General features: G+C 68.4%; 21 protein-coding genes. 6 read left to right on the forward strand and 15 right to left on the reverse strand.

Annotated elements, in window-relative coordinates:
• Positions 1 to 4: 4 nt before the first annotated feature.
• A complete protein-coding gene (locus ACFUEJ_RS16485; protein WP_226513241.1) occupies positions 5 to 391 on the reverse strand; it encodes a hypothetical protein in 387 nt (128 codons plus the stop codon).
• Between the two features lie 32 nt (positions 392 to 423).
• Between ACFUEJ_RS16485 and ACFUEJ_RS16490 the strand changes: the two genes are divergently transcribed.
• Complete coding sequence (locus ACFUEJ_RS16490; RefSeq protein WP_388030638.1) at positions 424 to 1,398, forward strand: quinone oxidoreductase family protein; 975 nt, start codon at positions 424 to 426, stop codon at positions 1,396 to 1,398.
• Positions 1,399 to 1,405: 7 nt separating this feature from the next.
• On the opposite strand, the gene ACFUEJ_RS16495 is transcribed toward ACFUEJ_RS16490, so the two are convergent.
• Positions 1,406 to 2,401, reverse strand: coding sequence for a heme o synthase (locus ACFUEJ_RS16495; protein WP_065632157.1), 996 nt, complete (start codon positions 2,399 to 2,401; stop codon positions 1,406 to 1,408).
• Between the two features lie 371 nt (positions 2,402 to 2,772).
• On the opposite strand from ACFUEJ_RS16495, the gene tkt reads away from it, so the two are divergent.
• Genes tkt through pgl form a run of 5 tightly spaced genes read left to right on the forward strand, consistent with a single transcriptional unit; the run spans position 2,773 to position 9,276 of the window.
• Complete coding sequence (tkt, locus tag ACFUEJ_RS16500; protein WP_388030689.1) at positions 2,773 to 4,851, forward strand: transketolase; 2,079 nt, start codon at positions 2,773 to 2,775, stop codon at positions 4,849 to 4,851.
• Between the two features lie 27 nt (positions 4,852 to 4,878).
• On the forward strand, positions 4,879 to 6,000 hold the full coding sequence (tal, locus tag ACFUEJ_RS16505; RefSeq protein WP_388030641.1) for a transaldolase: 1,122 nt from the start codon (positions 4,879 to 4,881) through the stop codon (positions 5,998 to 6,000).
• 6 nt (positions 6,001 to 6,006) lie between these two features.
• A complete protein-coding gene (gene zwf, locus ACFUEJ_RS16510; protein ID WP_388030643.1) occupies positions 6,007 to 7,560 on the forward strand; it encodes a glucose-6-phosphate dehydrogenase in 1,554 nt (517 codons plus the stop codon).
• 49 nt (positions 7,561 to 7,609) lie between these two features.
• Positions 7,610 to 8,542 (forward strand): glucose-6-phosphate dehydrogenase assembly protein OpcA, encoded by a 933-nt coding sequence (locus tag ACFUEJ_RS16515; protein WP_058250370.1) that lies wholly within the window; start codon positions 7,610 to 7,612, stop codon positions 8,540 to 8,542.
• The gene (gene pgl, locus ACFUEJ_RS16520; RefSeq protein ID WP_058250369.1) at positions 8,539 to 9,276 is read left to right on the forward strand and encodes a 6-phosphogluconolactonase; all 738 of its coding nucleotides are present in this window, start codon (positions 8,539 to 8,541) and stop codon (positions 9,274 to 9,276) included. The genes ACFUEJ_RS16515 and pgl overlap by 4 nt, the downstream gene beginning before the upstream one ends.
• A 7-nt stretch (positions 9,277 to 9,283) precedes the next feature.
• Here the strand turns inward: pgl and ppc are convergent, their stop codons facing one another.
• The 13 genes from ppc to ACFUEJ_RS16585 form a co-directional block, all read right to left on the reverse strand.
• Positions 9,284 to 12,115, reverse strand: coding sequence for a phosphoenolpyruvate carboxylase (gene ppc, locus ACFUEJ_RS16525; RefSeq protein ID WP_265964930.1), 2,832 nt, complete (start codon positions 12,113 to 12,115; stop codon positions 9,284 to 9,286).
• 55 nt (positions 12,116 to 12,170) lie between these two features.
• Positions 12,171 to 12,407 carry a preprotein translocase subunit SecG gene (gene secG, locus ACFUEJ_RS16530; RefSeq protein WP_010841002.1) on the reverse strand — a complete coding sequence of 79 codons (237 nt, stop codon included), beginning with the start codon at positions 12,405 to 12,407 and terminating at the stop codon, positions 12,171 to 12,173.
• Between the two features lie 106 nt (positions 12,408 to 12,513).
• Positions 12,514 to 13,302 carry a triose-phosphate isomerase gene (gene tpiA / locus ACFUEJ_RS16535; RefSeq protein WP_058250367.1) on the reverse strand — a complete coding sequence of 263 codons (789 nt, stop codon included), beginning with the start codon at positions 13,300 to 13,302 and terminating at the stop codon, positions 12,514 to 12,516.
• Positions 13,303 to 13,305: 3 nt separating this feature from the next.
• On the reverse strand, positions 13,306 to 14,517 hold the full coding sequence (locus ACFUEJ_RS16540; protein ID WP_265964925.1) for a phosphoglycerate kinase: 1,212 nt from the start codon (positions 14,515 to 14,517) through the stop codon (positions 13,306 to 13,308).
• Positions 14,518 to 14,550: 33 nt separating this feature from the next.
• Positions 14,551 to 15,570 carry a type I glyceraldehyde-3-phosphate dehydrogenase gene (gene gap / locus ACFUEJ_RS16545; protein ID WP_068971581.1) on the reverse strand — a complete coding sequence of 340 codons (1,020 nt, stop codon included), beginning with the start codon at positions 15,568 to 15,570 and terminating at the stop codon, positions 14,551 to 14,553.
• A 159-nt stretch (positions 15,571 to 15,729) separates the two neighbouring features.
• Complete coding sequence (gene whiA, locus ACFUEJ_RS16550; RefSeq protein ID WP_174316851.1) at positions 15,730 to 16,707, reverse strand: DNA-binding protein WhiA; 978 nt, start codon at positions 16,705 to 16,707, stop codon at positions 15,730 to 15,732.
• A 73-nt stretch (positions 16,708 to 16,780) separates the two neighbouring features.
• The gene (gene yvcK / locus ACFUEJ_RS16555; RefSeq protein ID WP_165630120.1) at positions 16,781 to 17,809 is read right to left on the reverse strand and encodes a uridine diphosphate-N-acetylglucosamine-binding protein YvcK; all 1,029 of its coding nucleotides are present in this window, start codon (positions 17,807 to 17,809) and stop codon (positions 16,781 to 16,783) included.
• Positions 17,806 to 18,738: an RNase adapter RapZ gene (rapZ, locus tag ACFUEJ_RS16560; protein ID WP_265964915.1), complete on the reverse strand. Its 933-nt coding sequence runs from the start codon at positions 18,736 to 18,738 to the stop codon at positions 17,806 to 17,808. Before rapZ ends, yvcK begins: the two co-directional genes overlap by 4 nt.
• Positions 18,731 to 20,788: an excinuclease ABC subunit UvrC gene (uvrC, locus tag ACFUEJ_RS16565; RefSeq protein ID WP_388030651.1), complete on the reverse strand. Its 2,058-nt coding sequence runs from the start codon at positions 20,786 to 20,788 to the stop codon at positions 18,731 to 18,733. The genes rapZ and uvrC overlap by 8 nt, the downstream gene beginning before the upstream one ends.
• Before the next feature lie 10 nt (positions 20,789 to 20,798).
• Positions 20,799 to 21,287 (reverse strand): PH domain-containing protein, encoded by a 489-nt coding sequence (locus tag ACFUEJ_RS16570; RefSeq protein WP_058250362.1) that lies wholly within the window; start codon positions 21,285 to 21,287, stop codon positions 20,799 to 20,801.
• Complete coding sequence (gene ribH, locus ACFUEJ_RS16575) at positions 21,284 to 21,796, reverse strand: 6,7-dimethyl-8-ribityllumazine synthase (RefSeq protein WP_058250361.1); 513 nt, start codon at positions 21,794 to 21,796, stop codon at positions 21,284 to 21,286. Before ribH ends, ACFUEJ_RS16570 begins: the two co-directional genes overlap by 4 nt.
• Positions 21,793 to 23,121 (reverse strand): bifunctional 3,4-dihydroxy-2-butanone-4-phosphate synthase/GTP cyclohydrolase II, encoded by a 1,329-nt coding sequence (locus ACFUEJ_RS16580; RefSeq protein ID WP_265964908.1) that lies wholly within the window; start codon positions 23,119 to 23,121, stop codon positions 21,793 to 21,795. The genes ribH and ACFUEJ_RS16580 overlap by 4 nt, the downstream gene beginning before the upstream one ends.
• A gap of 20 nt (positions 23,122 to 23,141) precedes the next feature.
• Positions 23,142 to 23,780 (reverse strand): riboflavin synthase, encoded by a 639-nt coding sequence (locus tag ACFUEJ_RS16585; RefSeq protein ID WP_058250564.1) that lies wholly within the window; start codon positions 23,778 to 23,780, stop codon positions 23,142 to 23,144.
• Positions 23,781 to 23,814: the final 34 nt, after the last annotated feature.

Raw genomic sequence — 23,814 nt, forward strand, 5'->3', positions numbered from 1 at the left:
GGCCTCAGAGGATGGCGCGGTTGCGCGCACGCGGGAAGCGCTTCTGCCGCGCGACCCAACCCGCCATCTTGCGGTAGTGCGACGTCGACACCGTGGTCTCCGAGGTGAGGTCACGGTCCCACTCGGCGATCTCGAGACCGTCGACGGCGTCGACCACGGCCTGCGCGGTCGCGAGATCGGGCACGACCCGGTCCCCGAGGATGCCGTTGGCGTCGCCGACGAGCGTGATCCGCACACCGGCGTCCCCGATCGCCTGGAGGACGACCTTCGCGCTGCAACCTTCGCGCTCGACGAACTTGCGTACCGAGGCGACGACCTCGGTGGGTGCCTCGACCTTCTGCTGTGTGCCCGACTTCTCGTCGTCGGTGGTGTTCGTCATGGGGGTCAGCATACCGGGGCGATCCCGGCGTGTAGAACGGTGTCGTGCGAGCTATCCAGGTGACCCGCCACGGCAGACCCGACGTCCTGACCTTCGGCAGTGTCGACGATCCCATCCCGGCCGCCGACGAGGTGATCGTCCGAACCGCAGCGGTGGGCGTGAACTTCATCGACACCTATCTGCGCCGGGGCCTGTACCCCTCCACACCGCCCTACATCCCCGGTACCGAGGGCGCGGGCGTCGTCGTCGCGACCGGCTCGGATGTGACGTCGCTGCAGGAAGGTCAGCGGGTGGCGTGGTGTGCGGCCCCCGGTTCGTACGCCGAGCTTGTCGCGGTCCCGGCCTCGAAGGCGGTCCCGGTACCCGACGCGGTCGACGACGCGGTGGCCGGTTCGTCGTTGCTCCGCGGTCTCACCGCGCACTATCTCCTCGACGGGAGTGCTCATCCCCAGGCCGGCGATCCGATCCTCGTGCACGCCGGTGGCGGCGGTGTCGGACTGATCCTCACCCAGCTCGCCAAGCGCCGCGGACTGACGGTCATCACGACGGTCTCGTCCGATGAGAAGGAGGAACTCTCGCGCGCCGCGGGGGCGGATCACGTCCTGCGCTACGGGGAGGACCTGAGTTCCCGCGTCCGTGACCTCACCGACGGACGCGGCGTGCCGGTGGTCTACGACGGCGTCGGCGCCGACACGTTCGAGCAGTCGCTGGCCTCGACCGCGGTCCGGGGGATCATCGTGCTCTTCGGGGCGGCGAGCGGGCCGGTTCCGCCGTTCGACCTCCAGCGTCTCAACGCCGCGGGGTCGCTGTCGGTGACGCGGCCGACACTGGCGCACTTCACCGACACCGCCGAGGAACTGAACCGCCGGGCCGGTGAGTGCTTCGAGGCGATCGTCGACGGCAGTGTCGAGGTGCGCGTCGGCCAGCGTTACCGATTGGCCGATGCGGCTGCCGCACACGCCGACCTGGAGGCACGTGTCACCACGGGTTCGACGGTGCTGTTGCCGGCCGGGACGTGAGCCGCGCTCAGAAGTAGGACGAGATGGTCTGCAGGCCGACGACCGCGTCGATCGCGAGGCCGCAGAACACGATGGCGAGATACTCGTTGGACTGCAGGAACACCTTCAGCGGTGCCACCTCGGCACCGCGCTTGGTGTCGCGGTACAGCTTGGTCACACGCTCCAGGAACCAGCCGCCGGCGGTCAGCGCGATCACGGTGTAGATCCAGCTCGTCGCCGGGATCAGCAGCAGTGAGGTCACCACGGTGAGGACCGTGTAGATCAGCATCTGGCGGGTGACGCGTTCTTCGGTCGCGATCACCGGGAGCATCGGCACACCGGCCGCCTTGTAGTCCTCCTTGTAGCGCATCGCCAGCGCCCAGGTGTGCGGCGGCGTCCAGAAGAAGATGACCGCGAAGAGGACGATCGGCTGCCAGCTCAGCGAACCGGTGACCGCGGCCCACCCCACCAGGGTCGGCATACAACCCGCGGCGCCGCCCCAGACCACGTTCTGCCAGGTCCGACGCTTGAGGATCAGCGTGTAGACGCCGACGTAGAAGAGGATCGTCGCAGAGACGAGCAGCGCCGAGAGGAGGTTGGCGGCGAAGTACAGGACCGCGAAGGACGCCGCCCACAACGCGAGACCGAAGATGAGCGCGCTCCGCGGCGCGACCGCGCGGCGGGCCAGCGGACGCCGGGCCGTGCGCTTCATCTTCTTGTCGATGTCGGCGTCGGCCACCATGTTGAGGGTGTTGGCGCTGCCTGCGCCGAGCCAGCCACCGATGAGGGTGAAGGCGATGACCGCGATGTCGACGTGGCCGCGGTCGGCCTGCAGCATCACCGGGATCGTGGCGACGAGAAGCAACTCGATGACACGCGGCTTGGTCAGCGCGATGTAGGCGAGCACCGTCGCACGCACACGCCCGGCCCACGATTGATCGGCCGGTGCGACCGTTTCGGTCGATACCTGCGGATTCGATGCGGTGTCGGTCGAGTGAGATGCGGCGGAACTGTTCCCGCTCACACGCTCCCCTATCCTCACGAACACTCCTCGTCCGCCCGCACAGACGCCCGCGGGCTACTACGGAGCATGGTAGACGTTTGCCTCTGCGAACCGTGAATCGAGGCATGGCACCGCCATGCGCGAGCTCTCGACCGGCGATGACGCCAGAACTCGCCGGTAACCATCGGTCGGCGCGCAACGCGCGGCCGGCGCCGATTACTCTGGAGGCGTACGCGCCGACGATCGTCGGTGGCCGACACCGGTCAGCGCCGATACCGATCAACGCCTACACCGATCACGCTGGTACCGGTCGCCCTGGTACCCATCGCCCCTTCTACGACCTCCGACCGAGTACGAATCGCACCGAGCAGGCACAGGAGACCTTCAGCATCGTGGCCGACACAGACGAGATCCGCGCTTTGACCACCCCCCGCCACCCGGACGACTGGACCGACCTCGACACCCGCGCCGTCGACACGGCCCGGATCCTGGCGGCCGACGCAGTGCAGAAGTGCGGAAGCGGACATCCCGGTACCGCGATGAGCCTCGCTCCGCTCGCCTACACCTTGTTCCAGCGAGTCATGCGTCACGACCCGACCGACACCGACTGGGCCGGGCGCGACCGCTTCGTCCTCTCGTGCGGACACTCGAGCCTGACGCTCTACATCCAGCTCTACCTCGGCGGGTTCGGTCTCGAGCTGTCCGACATCGAGGCGCTGCGGACCTGGGACTCCCTCACGCCGGGCCACCCCGAGTTCCGCCACACCCGCGGCGTCGAGATCACCACCGGCCCGCTGGGTCAGGGTCTGGCCTCGTCGGTCGGCATGGCAATGGCCGCCCGACGCGAACGCGGCCTGTTCGACCCCGATGCGGCGCCCGGACAGAGCCCGTTCGACCACTACATCTATGTCGTCGCCTCCGACGGCGACATCGAAGAGGGCGTGACGTCGGAGGCCAGCTCGCTAGCAGGCACCCAGCAGCTCGGCAACCTGATCGTGTTCTACGACCAGAACCAGATCTCGATCGAGGACGACACCGACATCGCGCTGTCGGAGGATGTCGCGAAGCGCTACGAGGCCTACGGCTGGCACGTGCAGACCGTGGAGGGCGGCGAGGACGTCGTCGCCATCGAGGCGGCGATCGAGGCGGCCCAGCAGGTCATCGACCGGCCGTCGATCATCTGCCTGCGCACCATCATCGGCTACCCCGCCCCCAACATGATGAACACCGGCATGGCCCACGGCGCGGCGCTCGGCGAGGACGAGGTCGCGGCGACGAAGAAGGTCCTCGGTTTCGACCCGGAGAAGAACTTCGAGGTCACCGACGAGGTGATCGGCCACACCCGCAAGCTCATCGACCGCGGTGCCGAGGAGCGCACGGCGTGGACGTCGTCGTTCGATGCCTGGGCGGAGAAGAACCCCGACGCCAAGAAGCTGTTCGACCGGCTCACCGCTCACGAACTGCCCGAGGGCTGGACCGACGTGCTGCCCAGCTGGAACGTCGGCGACAAAGATGTCGCGACCCGCAGCGCATCGGGCAAGGTGCTCGGCGCGCTCGCGCCCGTGCTGCCCGAGCTGTGGGGCGGTTCGGCCGACCTGGCCGGCTCCAACAACACCACCATGGACGGCGAGCCGTCGTTCGGACCGACCTCGATCAGCACCAAGAAGTGGTCGGCCAACCCCTACGGCCGCACCCTGCACTTCGGTGTCCGTGAGCACGCCATGGGATCGATCCTGTCGGGCATCGCCCTGCACGGGCCGACCCGCGCCTACGGCGGTACGTTCCTGCAGTTCGCCGACTACATGCGTCCCGCGGTCCGCCTCGCGGCGCTGATGGAGATCGATCCGATCTACGTCTGGACCCACGACTCGATCGGTCTGGGTGAGGACGGCCCGACCCATCAGCCGATCGAGCACCTGGCCGCGCTGCGCGCGATCCCGAACCTCGACGTCGTCCGGCCGGCCGACGCCAACGAGACCGCGTACGCCTGGCAGCACCTGCTCACCCGCCGGAACCATCCGGTCGGCCTGGCGCTCACCCGCCAGAACATCCCGATCCTGGAGGGCACCTCGGCGCAGGGCGTCGCCAACGGCGGATACGTCCTGAGCGACTCCGAGGGTGATCCCCACGTCGTCCTCATCGGCACCGGCTCCGAGGTGTACCTGGCCGTCGACGCACAGAAGGCGCTGGCGGAGAAGGGAATCAAGGCGCGTGTCGTCTCGATGCCCTGTGTCGAGTGGTTCGACGAGCAACCGCTGGGGTACCGCGACCACGTGCTGCCGCCGTCGGTTCCGCGCGTCGCGGTCGAAGCCGGTATCGCCATGCCGTGGTACCGCATCGTCGGCGCCGGTGGCGAGATCGTGTCGATCGAACACTTCGGGGCCTCCGCCGACTACAAGGTGCTGTTCACCAAGTTCGGCATCACCGCCGAGGCCGTGACCGCGGCCGCCGAGCGCGTCGTCGCGGGCTGAGCGACCACAACCCACAAGGAGAGAATCGTGACCCAGAACGAGAAGCTCGCCGAACTGTCCGCCGCCGGAGTGTCGGTGTGGCTGGACGACCTGTCCCGGGACCTGATCAGCTCAGGTGACCTCGCCGAACTCATCAGCACCAAGTCGGTCGTCGGGGTGACCACCAACCCGTCGATCTTCCAGGCCGCGCTGTCGTCGGGCCATGCCTACGACGACCAGGTCAACGAACTGGCCGCACGGGGCGCCGACGTCGACGCCACCATCCGGACGGTCACCACCGACGACGTGCGCAACGCCTGTGACGTCCTCGCCGCGACCTACGAGTCGACCGACGGCGTCGACGGACGCGTGTCGATCGAGGTCGATCCGCGCCTCGCCCACGACACCGACGCCACGGTGGCACAGGCCGTGGAGCTGTGGAAGATCGTCGACCGGCCGAACCTGCTCATCAAGATCCCGGCCACCGAGGCCGGGCTCCCCGCGATCAGCAAGGTCATCGCCGAGGGCATCAGCGTGAACGTGACGCTGATCTTCTCGGTCGAGCGCTACGAGAAGGTCATCGCCGCCTACCTCGACGGCCTCGACGCCGCCGCCCAGGCCGGCCACGACCTCTCCCGCATCCACTCCGTCGCCTCGTTCTTCGTGTCGCGGGTGGACACCGAGATCGACAAGCGACTCGACGCCCTCGGCACCCCGGAGGCCACCGAGCTCAAGGGCAAGGCCGCACTGGCCAATGCACGTCTCGCCTACTCGGCCTACCAGCAGGTCTTCGAGGTCGAGTCGCGGTTCCCCGAGCTGCTCGCCAAGGGCGCCCGCCCGCAACGCGCACTCTGGGCGTCGACGGGCGTCAAGAACCCCGACTACCCGGACACCCTGTATGTGAGCGAGCTGGTCGCGCCCAACACGGTCAACACGATGCCGGGCAAGACGATGGACGCCTTCGCCGACCACGGCTGGGTCAACACCGAGTCCATCATCGGTCTCGCCGCCGACTCGCAGGAGATCTTCGACAAGCTCGTCGCGGTGGGCGTCGACCTGACCGACGTCTTCCTGGTCCTGGAGAACGAGGGCGTCAGCAAGTTCGAAGACGCGTGGAACGATCTGCTCAGCGCGACCGCCGAGCAACTGTCCGCGGCGAACAAGGGCTGACCCCAGGTGGCGGGAGACGAGGAGTCAACCGGGACCGGTTCGTGGACCAATCCGCTCCGTGACCCGCAGGACAAACGGCTGCCGCGCATCGCGGGACCGTGCAGCCTGGTCATCTTCGGGGTCACCGGCGACCTCGCCCGCAAGAAGTTGATGCCGGCGGTCTACGACCTCGCCAACCGCGGCCTCCTGCCACCGTCGTTCGCCCTCGTCGGCTTCGCCCGGCGCGACTGGACCGACGAGGACTTCGGCGCCATCGTCCACGACGCCGTCCGTGAACACGCACGGACCGGATTCCGCGAAGAGGTGTGGGAACGCCTCGCCGAGGGATTCCGGTTCGTGCAGGGCGCATTCGACGACGACGCCGCCTTCGACAGGCTGCGCGACACGCTCAAGTCACTCGACGTCGAACGCGGGACCGACGGCAATCACGCGTTCTACCTGTCGATACCGCCGGGGGCTTTCCCGACGGTCTGCGAGCAGCTCGAGCGCAGCGGTCTCGCCACGCCGACGGGCGACAGCTGGCGACGGGTGGTGATCGAGAAGCCGTTCGGTCACGATCTCGAGTCCGCACGCGAACTCAACGCGATCGTCAACAACGTCTTCCCCGAGTCGTCGGTGTTCCGCATCGACCACTATCTGGGCAAGGAGACCGTCCAGAACATCCTGGCCCTGCGGTTCGCCAATCAGTTGTTCGATCCGCTGTGGAGTTCGCATTACGTCGACCACGTCCAGATCACCATGGCCGAGGACATCGGTCTCGGCGGCCGGGCGGGCTACTACGACGGGATCGGCGCGGCACGCGACGTCATCCAGAACCACCTGCTGCAGCTCATGGCCCTGGTCGCGATGGAGGAGCCGATCTCCTTCGAGCCCAAGCAATTACAGGCCGAGAAGATCAAGGTCCTCGCCGCGACGCGCAACGTCCTGCCGATCGACGAGAACACTGCCCGCGGTCAGTACGGACCCGGATGGCAGGGCAGCGAGAAGGTGCCGGGCCTCAAAGAAGAGGAGGGCTTCGCGAAGGACTCGAAGACCGAGACCTTCGCCGCCATCGCCCTCGAGGTCGACTCCCGTCGCTGGGCAGGGGTCCCGTTCTATCTGCGCACCGGAAAGCGCCTGGGCCGTCGCGTCACCGAGATCGCACTCGTCTTCAAGCGCGCTCCGCACCTGCCGTTCGACCAGACCATGACCGAGGAACTGAGCCAGAACGCCTTGGTGATCCGGGTCCAGCCGGACGAGGGCATCACCTTGCGGTTCGGTTCCAAGGTCCCCGGGTCGAGTATGGAGGTCCGGGACGTCAACATGGACTTCAGCTACGGCACCGCCTTCACCGAGGCCTCGCCGGAGGCGTACGAGCGGCTCATCCTCGACGTCCTGCTGGGTGAACCCTCGCTGTTCCCCGTCAACGAGGAAGTCGAATTGTCGTGGCGCATCCTCGATCCGGTGCTCGACCACTGGGCCGAGTCGGGGTCGCCCGACACCTACGAGTCCGGGACGTGGGGGCCGCGTTCGGCCGAGGAGATGATGGTCCGCACCGGTCGCGCGTGGCGCCGGCCGTGACGAGACGTCCGTACGCCCGCACCGACCGATCCGTTCAGGAGGCCTCCCGATGATCGTCGAACTGCCCGACACGTCGACCGGAAAGGTCGCCAAGAAGATCATCGAGGTGCGCGCCGCGGGCGGCGCGCTGAGTCTGGGTCGCGTGCTCACCCTGGTCGTGTGCGTCGAACTCGGTGAGCCGATGGAGGGGGCCATCGAGGCGGCGGTCGGCGCGAGCCGCGAGCACCCCAGCCGCGTCATCGTCGTGTATCGCGGTGTGCGCGAAGGCGACTCACGACTCGATGCACAGATCCGCGTGGGCGGCGATGCCGGCGCCTCCGAGGTGGTCGTGCTGTCGCTGCAGGGCGAACTCGCCGACCATCCGGACAGCGTGGTGACCCCCTTCCTCCTCCCCGACACCCCGGTCGTCACCTGGTGGCCGGGCAAGGGGCCACGACGCCCCGCCGACGATCCGCTCGGCAAACTCGGGCACCGGCGCATCGTCGACGCGAGCAAGGCGGGCGACTCGCTCGCGGTGCTGGCGCAGCGCCTCGAGACCTACTCCCCCGGCGACACCGACCTCGCCTGGACCCACATCACCCACTGGCGCGCGATCCTCGCGTCCGCGGTCGACCGACCGCCCCACACCCCGATCACCGAGGTCGTGGTCACCGGGTCGCAGAACTCGCCCTCGGTGGACCTGATCGCCGGTTGGCTGCGGTCCACCCTGAACGTCCCGACACGACGCCGCCGCGGCAGTTTCGAGATCCGACTCCACCGCGACGAGGGACCGACCATCCTCGCCGTCGACGAGGAGAACAACGCCGTGCTGACGATGCCCGGCAAACCCGATGGACGCGTCGCCATGGGCCGGCGTGAACTTCCCGCGTGTATCGCGGAGGAGCTACGACGACTCGACACCGACGAGGTGTACATCGAAGCACTCAAGGGTGTGCCCGAGGTCGAGTTCACAGATGACACCGAAGGAGTTGCCGCCCGATGACCACCGAGACCCTCGTCTTCGACTCCAAGCAGGAACTCGTCGAGACCGCCGCGACCCGGTTCGTGGATCTCGTGACCCGAGCCCAGGCCGAACGCGGCGTCGCGAGTGTGGTGCTGACCGGCGGCAGCAACGGGATCGGCCTCCTGTCGGCGCTCGCCGCCGACAGCGGCACCATCGACTGGTCCAAGGTCGACATCTACTGGGGCGACGACCGTTTCGTCCCCGCCGACGATCCGGAACGCAATTCGGGTCAGGCGCGCGAGGCGCTGCTCGACACCGTCCCCGTCGACCCGTCGCGGGTGTTCCCGATGGCGCCGTCGGACGGACCGCTCGGCGACGACATCGAGGCCGCCGCCGCGGATTACGCCGCGATTCTCGCCGGCCGGTCGAGCGACGGCGTGGCGCCGGAGTTCGATCTCCATCTGCTCGGCATGGGCGGTGAGGGACACATCAACTCGTTGTTCCCGCACACTGCGGCCACCGCGGAGACCACGAAGTCGGTGGTCGCCGTCGAGGATTCGCCGAAGCCGCCGCCGCGCCGGATCACCCTGACCCTGCCCGTCGTCAACCGTTCCCGGCAGGTGTGGTTCCTGGTCGCCGGCGCCGACAAGGCCGAGGCGGTCGGTGCCGCACACGGTGGCGCGGACCCGGCCGACTGGCCCGCCGCCGGGGCGCGCGGCACCGAGGAGACCATCTGGTTCCTCGACGACGCGGCCGCCGCCGACATCCGGTGACCGTCCGCTAGCCCGAGTTCCGCAGCGCGGTGGCGAGGCCGTTCATCGTGAGCTGGATCCCGCGCCGCACGATCGGGGTGTCCTCCCCCGCACGGAAGCGCCGCAGCAACTCGACCTGCAGCAGGTTGAGCGGCTCGAGATACGGGAAGCGGTTGTAGACCGACCGCTTCAGCGCGGCGTTGTCGTGGAGCAGGTCGTCGGTGCCGGTGATCTTCGCGCACATCGCGATCGTCCGCTCGTGTTCGTCGACGATCATGCCGAACACCCGCTCGCGCAGCTCCTCGTCGGGCACCAGCTGTGCGTACCGGTGGGCCAGGCCCATGTCCGACTTCGCCAGTACCTGAGCCATGTTCGACATCACGGTGCGGAAGAACGGCCACTTGGCGTAGTACCGCCGCAACGTCTCCAACCGCTCCGGATCGTCCCCGACCCATTCCTCGAACGCCGAGCCCGTGCCGTACCAGCCGGGCAGCATCACGCGCGACTGCGTCCACGAGAGCACCCACGGGATCGCCCGCAGATCGGAGATCTTCTCGGTCTGCTTGCGCGACGCCGGCCGGCTGCCGATGTTGAGGGCACCGATCTCCGACAGGGGCGTCGAGGTGGTGAAGTACTCGACGAATCCCGGGGTCTCGTGGACCAGCCGGCTGTACGCGGCTCGCGCCTTCGCCGCGATGTCGTCCATGATTTCGTAGGCCGAATCGGATTCGTCGCCGAGGCCTTCGGTGTCCAGGAGCGAGGACTCGATGGTTGCGGCGAGCAGCGTCTCCAGGTTGCGCCGCGCCGTGACCGGTTCGGCGTACTTCGCGGCGATGATCTCGCCCTGCTCGGTGATGCGCAGCGAGCCCTGAACCGCACCGGGCGGCTGGGCCAGGATGGCGTCGTAACTGGGACCGCCGCCGCGCCCGACGGTCCCGCCGCGCCCATGGAACAGACGCAACCTGATGCCCGACCGCGACGCCACGTCGACCAGATCGAGCTCGGCGCGGTAGAGCGCCCAGTTCGCGGCCATGTAGCCGCCGTCCTTGTTCGAGTCCGAGTAGCCGAGCATGATCTCCTGAATCCCGTTCTGGGACTCGACCATCGCCCGATAGAACGGGACGTCGAGAACGGCGAGGAGGGTCGCTGCGCCCTGCTGGAGATCCTCGATCGTCTCGAACAGCGGAACCACGCGGACACTACACCGCGGAGAACCGTCATTCGCGTCGTAGAGGCCTGCCTCCTTGAGCAGGATCAGCGCCTCGAGCATGTCACTGACCGACGTGCACATGCTGATCACATAGTTGGGCACGGCCGCGGGACCGAAGGTCGCGACCGCCCTGGCGGCGGCCCGGACGATTCCGAGTTCCTTGGTGGCCAGCTCGCTCAGCTCGGCGTCGGGACTGGTCAACGGTCGACGCGCACGCAGTTCCGCGGAGAGGATCTCGACGCGCTCGGTCTCGTCGAGCGACGCATAGTCCGGATGCACACCCGCCCACGCGAGCAGCTCGGCGACCACTTCCTCGTGCATGTCGGAGTTCTGCCGCATGTCCAGTCCGGACAGGTGGAACCCGAAGGTGCGCACGGCTTCTCGCAGGGCGAGCAACCGGTCGTCGGCGATCGTGTCGTCGTTGTTCGCGCGCAGCGCGCCGTCGATCACATCGAGGTCGGCGAGGAGTTCGGCCGCGTCGCCGTACGGCTGTTTCCCGTCGATGAGGAAGAGGTCGCTCGAGGTGAGGAAGTCGTCGTCGAACATCTCCCGGGCGGTCGCCACCAGACGGGACCGGATGGAGCGCAGGGCGAGCCGGAAGGGCTCGTCGGCCCCCGGGTCGTCGGCGTCGGCCCCGGCGAGGTCGAACAGGGTGTCGCTGGCGTCGATGAGCCGGGCCGACATGCTGAGTTCCTGTGCGAGACTCTCGAGTTCGGCCAGGTGATGTCCGACTGCGGTCTGCGCGGCGAGCGTGGTGGCCAGGGTCACCACCTCGGAGTTCACGAACGGATTGCCGTCCCGGTCGCCGCCGATCCAGGACCCCATCCGGATCATCGGTTCGTCGGCGAGTCCGGCGTCGGGGTATGTCGAGCGCAGCGCGGTGCGTACCGCGGTGTTGATGGCGGGCACGACCTCGAAGAACGAGGCGTCGTAATAGCGGAGCCCGGAACGGATCTCGTCCTGGATGGTGAGACGTTCGAGGCGGATGAGGGCGGTCTGCCAGAGTGTCAGGATCTGACGCCGGATGGACTCGGTGACCTCCGCGTCCTCGTCCGGCATCAGCTCGGTGCGGCCGCGGAATCGCATCAGCTCGGTGATGCGGTTCTGGGCCTCGAAGACGGTGCGGCGGCGGGTCTCGGTGGGGTGAGCGGTGATGACCGGCACCACGGCGGCATCGGCCAGCGCCCGGCCGACCTCGTCGTCGCCGAGTCCCGCCTCGGCGAGCTTGCGGTAGGTGGCGGCGAGGCTGCTGTCCTGGGGCGGGTCACCGGCCCGGACGTGGATGGCGCGGCGCCGCTCACGGTGGATGTCCTCGGCCAGGTTCGCCAGCAGGGCGAAGTGGCTGAACGCGCGGATGACCGGGACCGCGGTGGAGATGTCCAGATCGACGAACATGTCGGCGAGTTCGGTGCGGTCGATCTCGTTGCGGCGCACCCGGAATGCGGCCACGCGGGCGGCTTCGACGAGGTCGAAGACGTCGCTGCCGGAGTGTTCGCGGACGACGTCACCCAGGATTCCGCCGAGAAGGCGGATGTCCTCCCGTAGGGGTTCGGTGAGTGCTCGGCCCTCGTCGTCGACGACGATGTGGTCGACGATGGAGATCGATGGGCGCCAGTCCGGGACTCCCCGCGCGGGGACGGTTTCACTCATGCCGTCAAGTATCCCGGCAACTCACGGGCGCGGCATCCCGAGGCGCGTACGGTGGCTAGCCGGACAGTTTGATGTCGACGCCCACGCCGACGATGAAGATCACCCAGATGAGCCCGACGAAGATCGTCAACCGGTCCAAGTTGCGTTCGACGACGCTCGAGCCCGAGAGGCTGGACTGGACACCGCCGCCGAACAGCGACGACAGACCGCCACCCTTGCCGCGGTGCAGCAGGATGAGCACGATCAGCAACACGCTGGTCACGATCAATCCGATGTCGAGTGCACCTTGCACAGTCACGAGTCGCAACGCCCTTCCGTAAAGCCCCTACATACAGCTGTGGCAGGTCAACCCCCGAAAAGAGGCCAACCTGCCACAGTGTACGCGTGGGTGCGACCCGTCAGGGCAAGGGGCCACCCGCGGCGATCGCCGACAGCGTCGCGAACTCGTCGGACTTCAGCGATGCACCGCCGACCAACGCGCCGTCGACGTCGGGACGTCCGACGATGTCGCCGACGTTCTTGGCGTTGACCGATCCGCCGTAGAGGATCCGCACCGATGCCGCGGTCTCGGCGTCGGCGATCTCCGCCAGCGCCTCACGGATCGCCTTGCACACCTCCTGGGCGTCGTCCGCACTCGCCACCCGGCCGGTGCCGATCGCCCAGACCGGCTCGTACGCGATGACGGTCTGAGCGATCTCGGCCGCGGACAGACCGGCGAGCGATCCCTTGAGCTGCGCCACGTTGTAGGCCACGTGGTCGCCGGCCTCGCGGACGTCGAGCCCCTCACCGATGCACACGATCGGGGTGAGTTCGTGCTTGAGCGCCGCCTTCGTCTTGGCCAGCACGACCTCATCGGTCTCGTTGTGCAGGGTGCGACGCTCGGAGTGCCCGACCACCACGAAGGTGCAGCCGAGTTTCGCGAGGAACGCACCGCTGATCTCGCCGGTGTAGGCGCCCGAGTCGTGCGCCGACAGGTCTTGCGCACCGTAGGTGAGCAGGAGCTTGTCGCCGTCGACGACCGTCTGCACGCTGCGGATGTCGGTGAACGGCGGGATGACCGTCACATCGACCTTGTCGAAGTACTTCGCCGGGAGGGCGAAGGCGATCTTCTGAACCAGCGCGATGGCCTCGAGGTGGTTCAGATTCATCTTCCAGTTGCCCGCGATGAGCGGTTTACGAGTTGCCATGGATCAGCTCTCCAGAACCTTCAGTCCGGGGAGTTCCTTGCCCTCGAGGTACTCCAGCGATGCGCCACCTCCGGTGGAGATGTGCGAGAAATCGGAGTCGGGCAGACCCAGAGTGCGGACCGCGGCCGCCGAGTCGCCGCCGCCGACCACGGTGAACGCACCGTTGCCCGTCGCACCGGCGATCGCCTCGGCGACACCGCGGGTGCCCGACGAGAACTTCTCGAACTCGAACACACCCGACGGGCCGTTCCAGAAGATGGTCTTGGCACCCGAGAGGACCGCGGCGAACCGCTTCACCGATTCCGGCCCGATGTCCAGACCCATCCAGCCGTCGGGAATGGCGTCCGAGGCCACCGTGTCCGATTCGGCGTCCGCGGCGAACTTGTCGGCCACCACGACGTCGACCGGCAGGTGGATGACGTCACCGAACCGCTCGAGCAGGCTCTTGCAGACGTCGATCTGATCTTCCTGCAGCAGCGAGGAGCCCACCGAATGCCCTTGTGCGGCAAGGAAGGTGAACGCCATACCGCCGCCGATGACCAGCGTGTCGACCTTGGGTGCCAACGCCTCGATGACGCCGAGTTTGTCCGACACCTTCGATCCGCCGAGGACGACGGCGTAGGGTCGCGTCACCTCTTCGGTGAGCTTGGACAGCACGTCGACCTCGGCCGCCACCAGCTCGCCCGCGTAGTGCGGGAGCAGCTTGGCGACGTCGTAGACCGAGGCCTGCTTGCGGTGCACCACTCCGAAGCCGTCGGAGACGAACGCGCCGTCGTCGCCGACGAGCTCGACCAGCGCTTTGGCGAGCGCCTCGCGCTCGGCGTCGTCCTTGGCGGTCTCCCGCGGATCGAAGCGGATGTTCTCCAGCAGCAGGACGTCGCCGTCGGTGAGTCCTTCCGCGCGGGCCAGCGCGTCGGTGCCGACGACGTCCCCGGCGAGCTGCACGTTGCGGCCGAGTTCCTCACCGAGGCGGGCGGCCACCGGCGCCAGCGAGAACTTCGGATCCGGCTCGCCCTTCGGACGACCCAGGTGCGCGGTGACGATCACCTTGGCACCGGCGTCGATGAGCGCGTTGAGCGTCGGCAGGGACGCGAGGATGCGACCCGGATCGGTGATCGTCGACCCGTCGAGCGGGACGTTGAAATCCGACCGGACCAGCACACCCCTGCCCGAAACACCTTCGTCCAGAAGGTTTTTCAGAGTGGGAACACCCATGAGGCGTTGACTCCTAAGGTCGTTGGGGGTGGGTCAGAGCGACTTGCCGACGAGACCGATGAGGTCGACGAGGCGGTTGGAGTAGCCCCACTCGTTGTCGTACCAGGACACGACCTTGGCCTGGTCGTCGATCACCTTGGTCAGGCCGGCGTCGAACAGCGAGCTGTGCGGGTCGGTGACGATGTCGGACGAGACGATCGGCGCGTCGTAGTACTTGAGGATGCCCTTGAGCGGACCGTCGGCAGCGGCCTTGAGCGCGGCGTTGATCTCGTCGGCGGTGGCGGTCTTCGACAGCTGGGCGGTGAGGTCGGTGACCGAACCGGTGGGGATCGGGACACGCAGCGCGTAGCCGTCGAGCTTGCCCTTCAGCTCCGGGAGCACCAGGCCGATGGCCTTGGCGGCACCGGTCGAGGTCGGCACGATGTTGATGGCGGCAGCGCGCGCGCGACGCAGGTCCTTGTGCGGGCCGTCCTGCAGGTTCTGGTCCTGGGTGTAGGCGTGGATCGTGGTCATGAGGCCCTTGACGATGCCGAACTCGTCGTTGAGGACCTTGGCCAGCGGGCCGAGGCAGTTGGTGGTGCACGAGGCGTTCGAGATGATGTTCTGGCTGCCGTCGTACTTGTCGTCGTTGACGCCCATCACGATGGTGATGTCCTCGTCCGAGGCGGGGGCGGAGATGATGACCTTCTTGGCGCCGGCGTCGAGGTGTCCCTGAGCCTTGGCGCGGGCGGTGAAGATGCCGGTCGACTCGACGACCACGTCGACGCCCAGGTCGCCCCACGGGATGGCGGCCGGACCTTCCTTGACCTCGAGGGCCTTGATCTTCTGCTCACCGACGACGATGGTGTCGTCGCCCTCGAGGGTGACGTCGTCGGACAGGCGACCGAGGATGGAGTCGAACTTCAGCAGGTGCGCGAGGGTCGCGTTGTCGGTCAGGTCGTTGACCGCGACGATCTCGATGTCGGTGGTGCCCAAAGCTTTTTGCGCTTCGACGGCACGGAAGAAGTTGCGGCCGATCCGGCCGAATCCGTTGACGCCTACCCGAACAGTCACAGTTGTGCTCCTTAGCGGTATTCATGGTCGGGCCTGGTGGTCAAGCCCGGTCTGGCCGCGCGTGAGCGGTCAGCGAAGCACACCTGAGTGGTCACGCCTCCGCCCACGTCGCCACCAGCCTAGTAGGCGACCCTCTGCTCGGCACACCGCAGGTCCGTGTCAGGCCTCGTCGAGCAGCTCGGAGGTCACCGCGGATTCGGTGTCGGGGATGCCGTCCTGGCGGGCCTTCTTGTCGGCCATCGACAGCAGGCGGCGGATGCGCCCGGCGACGGCGTCCTTGGTCATCGGCGGGTCGGCGAGCTGACCGAGCTCCTCCAGCGACGCCTGCCGATGGGTGATCCGGAGCTGTCCGGCCGCGATCAGATGGTCGGGCACCTCGTCACCGAGGATGTCCAGCGCGCGTTCCACGCGGGCCGCGGCGGCGACCGCCGCACGCGCCGAGCGACGCAGATTGGCGTCGTCGAAGTTGGCCAGGCGGTTGGCGGTGGCGCGCACCTCGCGGCGCATCCGGCGTTCCTCCCACACGAGCCTCGTGTCGTGGGCCCCCATCCGGGTCAGCAACGCCCCGATGGCCTCGCCGTCGCGGATGACGACGCGGTCGGCTCCGCGGACCTCGCGGGCCTTGGCCGTGACACCGAGGCGTCGGGCCGCGCCGACGAGGGCGAGCGCCGCCTCCGGCCCGGGACAGCTGACCTCCAGGGCCGACGACCGGCCCGGCTCGGTGAGCGAGCCGTGCGCGAGAAATGCTCCGCGCCAGGCGGCCTCGGCGTCGGCGACACTACCGCCGACGACCTGGGCGGGCAGGCCGCGCACCGGGCGGCCGCGCAGGTCGAGCAGCCCGGTCTGTCGTGCCAGGCCTTCGCCGTCCTTGGTGATCCGCACGATGTAGCGCGCCGACTTCCGCAGCCCGCCACCGCGCAGGACGTGGACGTCCGAGGCGTAGCCGTAGAGGTCGTGGATCTCGCGGCGCAACCGCCGCGCCACGTTGCCCATGTCCACCTCGGCCTCGACCACCACGCGACCCGCGACGATGTGCAGACCGCCGGCGAAACGCAGCAGCGCGGACACCTCGGCTCTCCGGCAACTCACCTGAGTCACCGACAGGCGACTGAGTTCGTCCTTCACCGCCGCCGTCATCGCCACCGGTACCTGTCCTCCTGTCAACAGACCACACGTCCCTCGAGTGAAAATCGCGGAGACATCGCCCGAATCAGGCGTCCGCTCGGTCAGAGTAACGGGTCAGTTCACCTTCGCACAGTTCGTTCACCACGGCGGCGACTTTCGCCGGGTCATGGACCTGCCGGCCCGGCACCGCGACGTCTCCGACATTCAGCTCCGCGCCGAACAATCCGGCCGCACGCACGAGGTGATCGCGTTCCCGTCCCGCGGGCACCGACGACGCGTCCACGAGGACGTGGTCGACGCGGAAGGTGTTCGCATGGGCGTGCAGGACGTGGAGGTGGCGCTCGACCGAGAACCCCGGGGTCTCCCCCGGCTCGGGGGCCAGATTGACCACGAGGACCTTGCGAGCGCTGCTGCGCTGCAAGGCCTTCAACTGTTCGGGGACGAGCACGTGCGGGATCACGCTCGAGAACCAGGAGCCCGGCCCCAGCATCAGCAGGTCGGCCGATTCTATTGCGGTCAGCGCCGATTCGCAGGCCGGTGGGTCGCCGGGCAACAGCCGGACGCGGCGCACCTTGCCGGGCGTGGTGGCCACCGCGACCTGTCCCCGGATCTCGCGACTGATGCGTGGATCGGCCTCGAGTCCCGAGACGTCGGCCTCGATGTCGAGGGGCACGGTCGACATCGGCAGCACGTGCCCCGTGATGCCGAAGATCTCCCGCAACTCGGCGAGGGCCCCCACGGTGTCGCCGAGCACCTCGGTGAGTCCGGCGAGAAGCAGATTGCCAATCGGATGCCCGGCGAGCGCCCCACGGCCGCCGAAGCGGTGCTGGAGCACCTCGGCCCACAGTTCGTGCCGGCGGCGGGCCGCCGGGCCGTCGGCGCCCTGTGCGTCCGGCAACCCGTCGGGCGTACTCATCAAGGCGGCGAGCGCCATTCGCAGGTCGCCGGGCGGGATGAGTCCGAGTTCGGCGCGCAACCGTCCCGACGACCCCCCGTCGTCGGCGACGGTGACCACCGCGGTGATGTCGGCGCTCAGATAGCGCATCGCGGTCAGCGTCGCGTACAAGCCATGACCGCCGCCGAGGGCGACGATCCGGGGTTCCCGGGAACTCATTCGCGCCCCAGATCACGATGCATGACCCGGACGTCATAGGACGCGTGCCCGGCGTCGTCAACGGCGCGGCGCAACCGAGCCGACAGTTCCTCGGCGATGGCGACACTGCGGTGCTTGCCGCCGGTGCAGCCGACGCTGATGGTCATGTAGCGCTTGCCTTCTCGCAGGTAACCGCGGCCGACGATCGAGACCAGGCCGGTGTAGAGGTCGAGGAATCCGTCGGCGTCCGGTTGGCCGAGGACGTAGTCGCGGACCGGTGCCTCCCGGCCGTTGTGATCGCGTAGTTCGTCGATCCAGTGCGGATTGGGCAGGAAGCGGACGTCGGCGACGAGATCGGAATCGATGGGCAGACCGTACTTGAAGCCGAACGACTGCACCGCGATCGACAGCCGCGGTTCGGTGTCGCCCGGCGCGACGCCCTCGACGATCGCGCGCAGTTTGGCCGCGGTCAGCGCCGACGTCTCCACCACCAGATCGGCCACGTTCTTGATCGGGGCGAGGATCGCCCGTTCGCGGGCGATCCCCTCGACAAGGGTTTCCTTGCCCTGCAACGGATGTCGGCGACGAACCTGCTCGAAACGGCGAACCAGCACCTGGTCGCTGGCGTCGAGGTAGAGGAGCCGGGTCCGGATCCCGGACTCTTCGAGACTATCCCGCAGCTGTTCGAGCTGATGGGCGAGGTTGGCGTCGGACGCGCGCAAGACCATGGCGAGCCGGGTGATCGCCGGATCGTCTTCGCGGACCATCCCGACCATCGTCGAGATCAGCGAGGGAGGCACGTTGTCGGCGACGTACCAGCCGTCGTCCTCGAGCACGTTCGCCGCGGTGGAGCGTCCCGCGCCGGACATCCCCGTCACGAACAGAACGGTGAAGTCGGTGTCGTTCGCCTCGGCGATCGCCGCGCTCTGCACTTCGGTCTGGTCACTCATCGGCACCTCGTCCCGCGTCACCGGTCGCCACCGTCATCTCCTTCTCGGCCCGCTCCGGGATCGGGGCCGGGTTCGGGGTCTGGTCGGGCGCCGCCACCTCGCCGGAGAGCGCGGTCTGGACCGCGCGCGCCGTGGTGAGGCCGATCCCGGGCACCTGGGATATCTCATCCAACGATGCCTCGCGCAGGCGCGCAACCGAACCGAAGTGGGTCACCAGCGCGGTGCGGCGGGTTCGGCCGAGGCCGGGGACCCCGTCGAGCACCGACTCGGTCATGCGCTTGCTGCGCTTGCTGCGGTGGAACGTGATGGCGAACCGATGGGCCTCGTCGCGCACCCGTTGCAGCAGGAATAGTGCCTGGCTGTTGCGCGGCAGGATCATCGGGTCGTCGTCGCCGGGCACCCACACCTCCTCGAGGCGTTTGGCGAGCCCGATCACCGAGACGTCGGTGATGCCGAGTTCGTCGAGGACCGCCGCGGCGGCGTGCACCTGGGGCGCACCGCCGTCGACGACGAAGAGGTTCGGCGGGTAGGCGAACTTTCGCGGTTGCGCCGTGGTGTCGGCCGCCGCGCTGATCTCGCCGGACACCGGTGGCGGCGCATCGCGGTCGGTGCGGTGGCGCAGGAACCGGCGTCGGGTGACCTCGGCGATGGACCCGACGTCGTCGGATCGGCCCTCGCCGGCGGCGTGCCGGATCGAGTAGTGCCGATAGTCGGACTTACGCGGCAGACCGTCTTCGAAGACCACGAGGGAGGCGACCACATCGGTGCCCTGCACGTGCGAGATGTCGACGCACTCGATGCGCAGCGGCGCCTGATCGAGCAGAAGCGACTCCTGCAGTTCGGTGAGCGCCGCCGATCGGGTCGTGAGATCGCCCGCGCGTCGGAGTTTGTGCTGCGCAAGGGCTTCGCCGGCGTTGCGGGCGACGGTCTCGAACAGCGCCTTCTTGTCGCCGCGCTGGGGCACCCGCAACCGCACCCGGCTGCCGCGGAGACCGGACAGCCACTCCTCGAGCTCCTCGGCGTCGGAGGGCAACTCCGGCACCAGCACCTCACGGGGTATGGACTCCCCGTGTGCCCGATCGGTCCCGACGTCGACGGTGGCGTCGAAATCGACCTGGGCGCCGTAGAACTGGGTGATGAACTCCCCCACCACGTCGCCGTCGGTACCGTTGTCGCTGCGCTCGACCACCCATCCGCGTTGGCCCCGCACGCGTCCGTCGCGGACGTGGAAGACCTGGACCGACACCTCGAGCTGATCGCCGGCGAGCGCGATCACGTCGGCGGTGGTGCCGTCGCCGAGCACGACCGCCTGCTTCTCCATGGCGCGTCGCATCGCACCGATGTCGTCACGCAACCGTGCGGCACGCTCGAAGTCGAGATCCTCGGCCGCGACGTTCATGTCCCGTTCCATCTTGCGGATCATCAGGTCGGTGCGGCCGGCGAGGAAATCGCAAAAGTCCTCGACGATCTCCCGGTGTTCCTCGGCGTCCACCCGCCCCACGCAGGGGGCGGAGCACTTGTCGATGTAGCCGAGCAGACACGGGCGGTCGATCTGCCGGTGCCGTTTGAACACTCCGGCCGAGCAGGTCCGGGCCGGGAAGACCCGGGTCAGCAGGTCGACCGTCTCCCGGATCGCCCACGCATGCGCGTACGGACCGAAGTAGCGCACGCCGCGCCGGCGCGGACCCCGGTACACGAACAGGCGCGGATACTCCTCGTTCAGGGTGACCGCGAGCATCGGGTAGCTCTTGTCGTCGCGGTAGCGAACGTTGAAGCGCGGGTCGAATTCCTTGATCCAGTTGTATTCGAGCTGCAGCGCCTCGACCTCGGTGCCGACCACCGTCCACTCGACGGAGGCGGCCGTCGTCACCATCTGACGGGTGCGGGGGTGCAGCGAGGCGATGTCGGCGAAGTACGACGTCAGCCTCGACCGGAGGTTCTTGGCCTTGCCCACGTAGATGACACGACGATGCTCGTCGCGGAACTTATACACCCCGGGATCGGTCGGGATGGACCCCGGGGCGGGTCGGTAGGTAGTCGGGTCGGCCACGTGTTCCAGGCTAGTGTCCGGGCCGGACAGTCCCGCGGTAGCGCTCCTCGAGTTCGCGGAATCGACCCATCGCGTCGATGGCGCGCTGACCGTCACCGGCCTGAACGGCCAGGACGGTGATGTGTTCGTCGGCCGGGAAGAGCAGCCACGCCCCGAAACCCTGCTCCGGGTAGGTGAGACCGAGAACACGGTCCCATTCGAAGAGCCGCGCCGACACCAGGTTGCGCACCTCGACGCCGGCGGCTCCGACGCGCAGTCGCGGGCGGGTGAACAGCAGGATGGCTGCCGAGATGAGCACGCCGATGAGGATGATCGCGATCTGGTCGGAACCGCCGAGATTGCGGACTCCGACGTCGTCGATCGTGAGCAGTAGACCGAACGTGATGTGGATGGCCATCACCACGACGGCGGCGGCGATGGCCCACCGCGGTAGGTTGCGGGGCCGGTAGACCAGGTCCCAGCCGGTGGAGTCGGTCGGCGGGGTGTCCGCGGGACTCACGCCGATGCTCCTCCGACCGCCACCGGGAGGGTTTCGCCACGCGCGAGCGCGCGCAGGGTCAGCGCCGACGCCAGCGCGGCGACCGTCGCCTGTGCGCCCTTGTCCTCCGTCGAGCCCGGGAGTCCGGCCCGTGCGATCGCCTGGTCCTCGGTGAGCACGGTCAGGACTCCGTTGCCGACCGGGGTCGACTCGTCGAGCGACACCCGTGTCAGGCCGGCGGTCACCGCGTCACACACATACTCGAAATGCGGTGTCTCACCCTTGATCACGACGCCCAGCGCGACGACCGCGTCGTGCGTCCGCGCCAGTGCCTGCACGATGACGGGCAGCTCGATGGCGCCGGCCACCTGCACGATGGTCGGGTCGACGACGCCGTTGTCGCGCGCGGCCCGGATGGCGCCGTCGAGGAGCGCGCCGCAGACGACCTCGTGCCACTGCGACGAGACGATCGCCAGGCGCAGCGAGCCGGCGTCGGCGAGTTCGAGGGTCGGCTCTCCGTGGCCGCTCATGCAGGTGCTCCTTCGGACGCGCCGTCGGTGGGCTGGACGTGATCGTCGAGCCCGATCAGATCGTGACCCATCCGGTCGCGCTTGGTACGCAGGTACCGCAGGTTCTCGGCGTTGGCGCGCACCGGCATCGGGACCCGGTCGACGATGTGCAGACCGTATCCGTCGAGCCCCACGCGCTTGGCGGGGTTGTTGGTCAGCAGACGCATGGACCGCACGCCGAGGTCGACGAGGATCTGGGCACCGAGTCCATAGTCCCGCGAATCGGCGGGCAGGCCCAGTTCCAGGTTGGCGTCGACGGTGTCGGAACCCGCGTCCTGCAGCTGGTAGGCCTGCAGTTTGTGCAACAGCCCGATCCCGCGACCCTCATGCCCGCGCATGTAGAGGATGATCCCGCGGCCCTCGTCGGCCACCATCTCCATCGCGGCGTCGAGCTGCGGTCCGCAGTCGCAGCGCAGCGACCCGAAGACGTCGCCCGTCAGGCACTCCGAGTGCACCCGCACGAGGACGTCGTGGCCTTCGCCGTCCTCGCCGGTGACGTCGCCCTTGACGAGCGCGACGTGTTCGACGTCGTCGTAGACGCTGGAGTAGCCGACGGCACGGAAGTCGCCGTGCCGGGTGGGGATCCGGGCGTCGGCGACGCGGACCACGTGCTTCTCGTGACGGCGTCGCCACGCGATGAGGTCGGCGATCGAGATCAGTGCGAGATCGTGCTCGTCGGCGAACACACGCAACTCGTCGGTCTGCGCCATCGAGCCGACGTCCTTCTGGCTGACGATCTCGCAGATCACGCCGGCCGGGGCGAGGTCGGCCAGGCGGGCGAGGTCGACCGCGGCCTCGGTGTGCCCGGGACGACGCAGCACGCCGCCCTCCTTGGCTCGCAGCGGGACGACGTGGCCGGGTCGGGTGAAGTCGGCGGCCGCGGCGTCGGGGTCGGCCAGCAGACGCATGGTGGTGGCGCGGTCGGCGGCGCTGATACCGGTACCGATGCCCTCCCGGGCATCGACGGTCACGGTGTAGGCGGTGCCGTGCTTGTCCTGGTTCATCGAGTACATCGGCGGCAGGCCGAGCCGGTCGCAGGCGTCGCCGTCGAGCGGGACACACAGGTAGCCGGAGGTGTAGCGCACCATGAACGCCACCAGTTCGGGGGTCGCCTTCTCCGCCGCGAAGATCAGGTCGCCCTCGTTCTCACGATCCTCGTCGTCGACCACGACGACCGCCTTGCCGGCGGCGATGTCGGCGATGGCGCGCTCGATCGTGTCGAAGGCGACGGCGCCGCCAACCTCGGTTGCCGTCGCGTCGTTCCCCTCGCGCGGTGACTCGCTCATCAGAACCTCACTCGTTGTGCTCATTTCGCCCCCGCTACATCAGGAGTACCAGTCGTGTCCGAACCCAGGTGAAGGCGCTCGACGTATTTCGCGATGACGTCGACTTCGAGGTTGACCACGGTGCCGGGTCGGGCGGCGCCGAGGTTGGTCTCGTTCAGGGTCGTCGGGATCAGGGAGATCTCGAACCAGGAGTCGTCGCCGGACCCGCCGACCGCGGACACGGTGAGGGACACCCCGTCCACGGTGATGGAACCCTTCTCGACGAGATACCGGGTGAGCGCCGCGGGCACGGCGATCCGTACGACCGTCCAGTTCTCCGACGGGTTGACCGCGGCGATCGTGCCGGTGCCGTCGACGTGTCCCTGCACGATGTGGCCGCCGAAGCGGCCGTTCGCGGGCATGGCGCGTTCGAGGTTGACGGTGCTCCCGGCGGCGAGGTCGGACAGCGAACTACGGCGCAGGGTCTCGCCCATCACGTCGACGGTGAACTCACCGGGACGGAGGTCGACGACCGTCAGACACACGCCGTTGACGGCGATGGAGTCGCCGTGACCGGCGTCGGCGGTGACCACGGGCCCGCGGACGGTGAATCGGGCGGCGTCGGAAAGATCCTCGCGGTCGGCGATGACGCCGAGTTCTTCCACGATTCCGGTGAACACGCACTCCTCCTGCTCGCTCGGAGCAGACAGGGCG

The organism is Gordonia sp. NPDC057258 (assembly GCF_042668985.1).
Classification (GTDB): Bacteria; Actinomycetota; Actinomycetes; order Mycobacteriales; family Mycobacteriaceae; genus Gordonia; species Gordonia hongkongensis.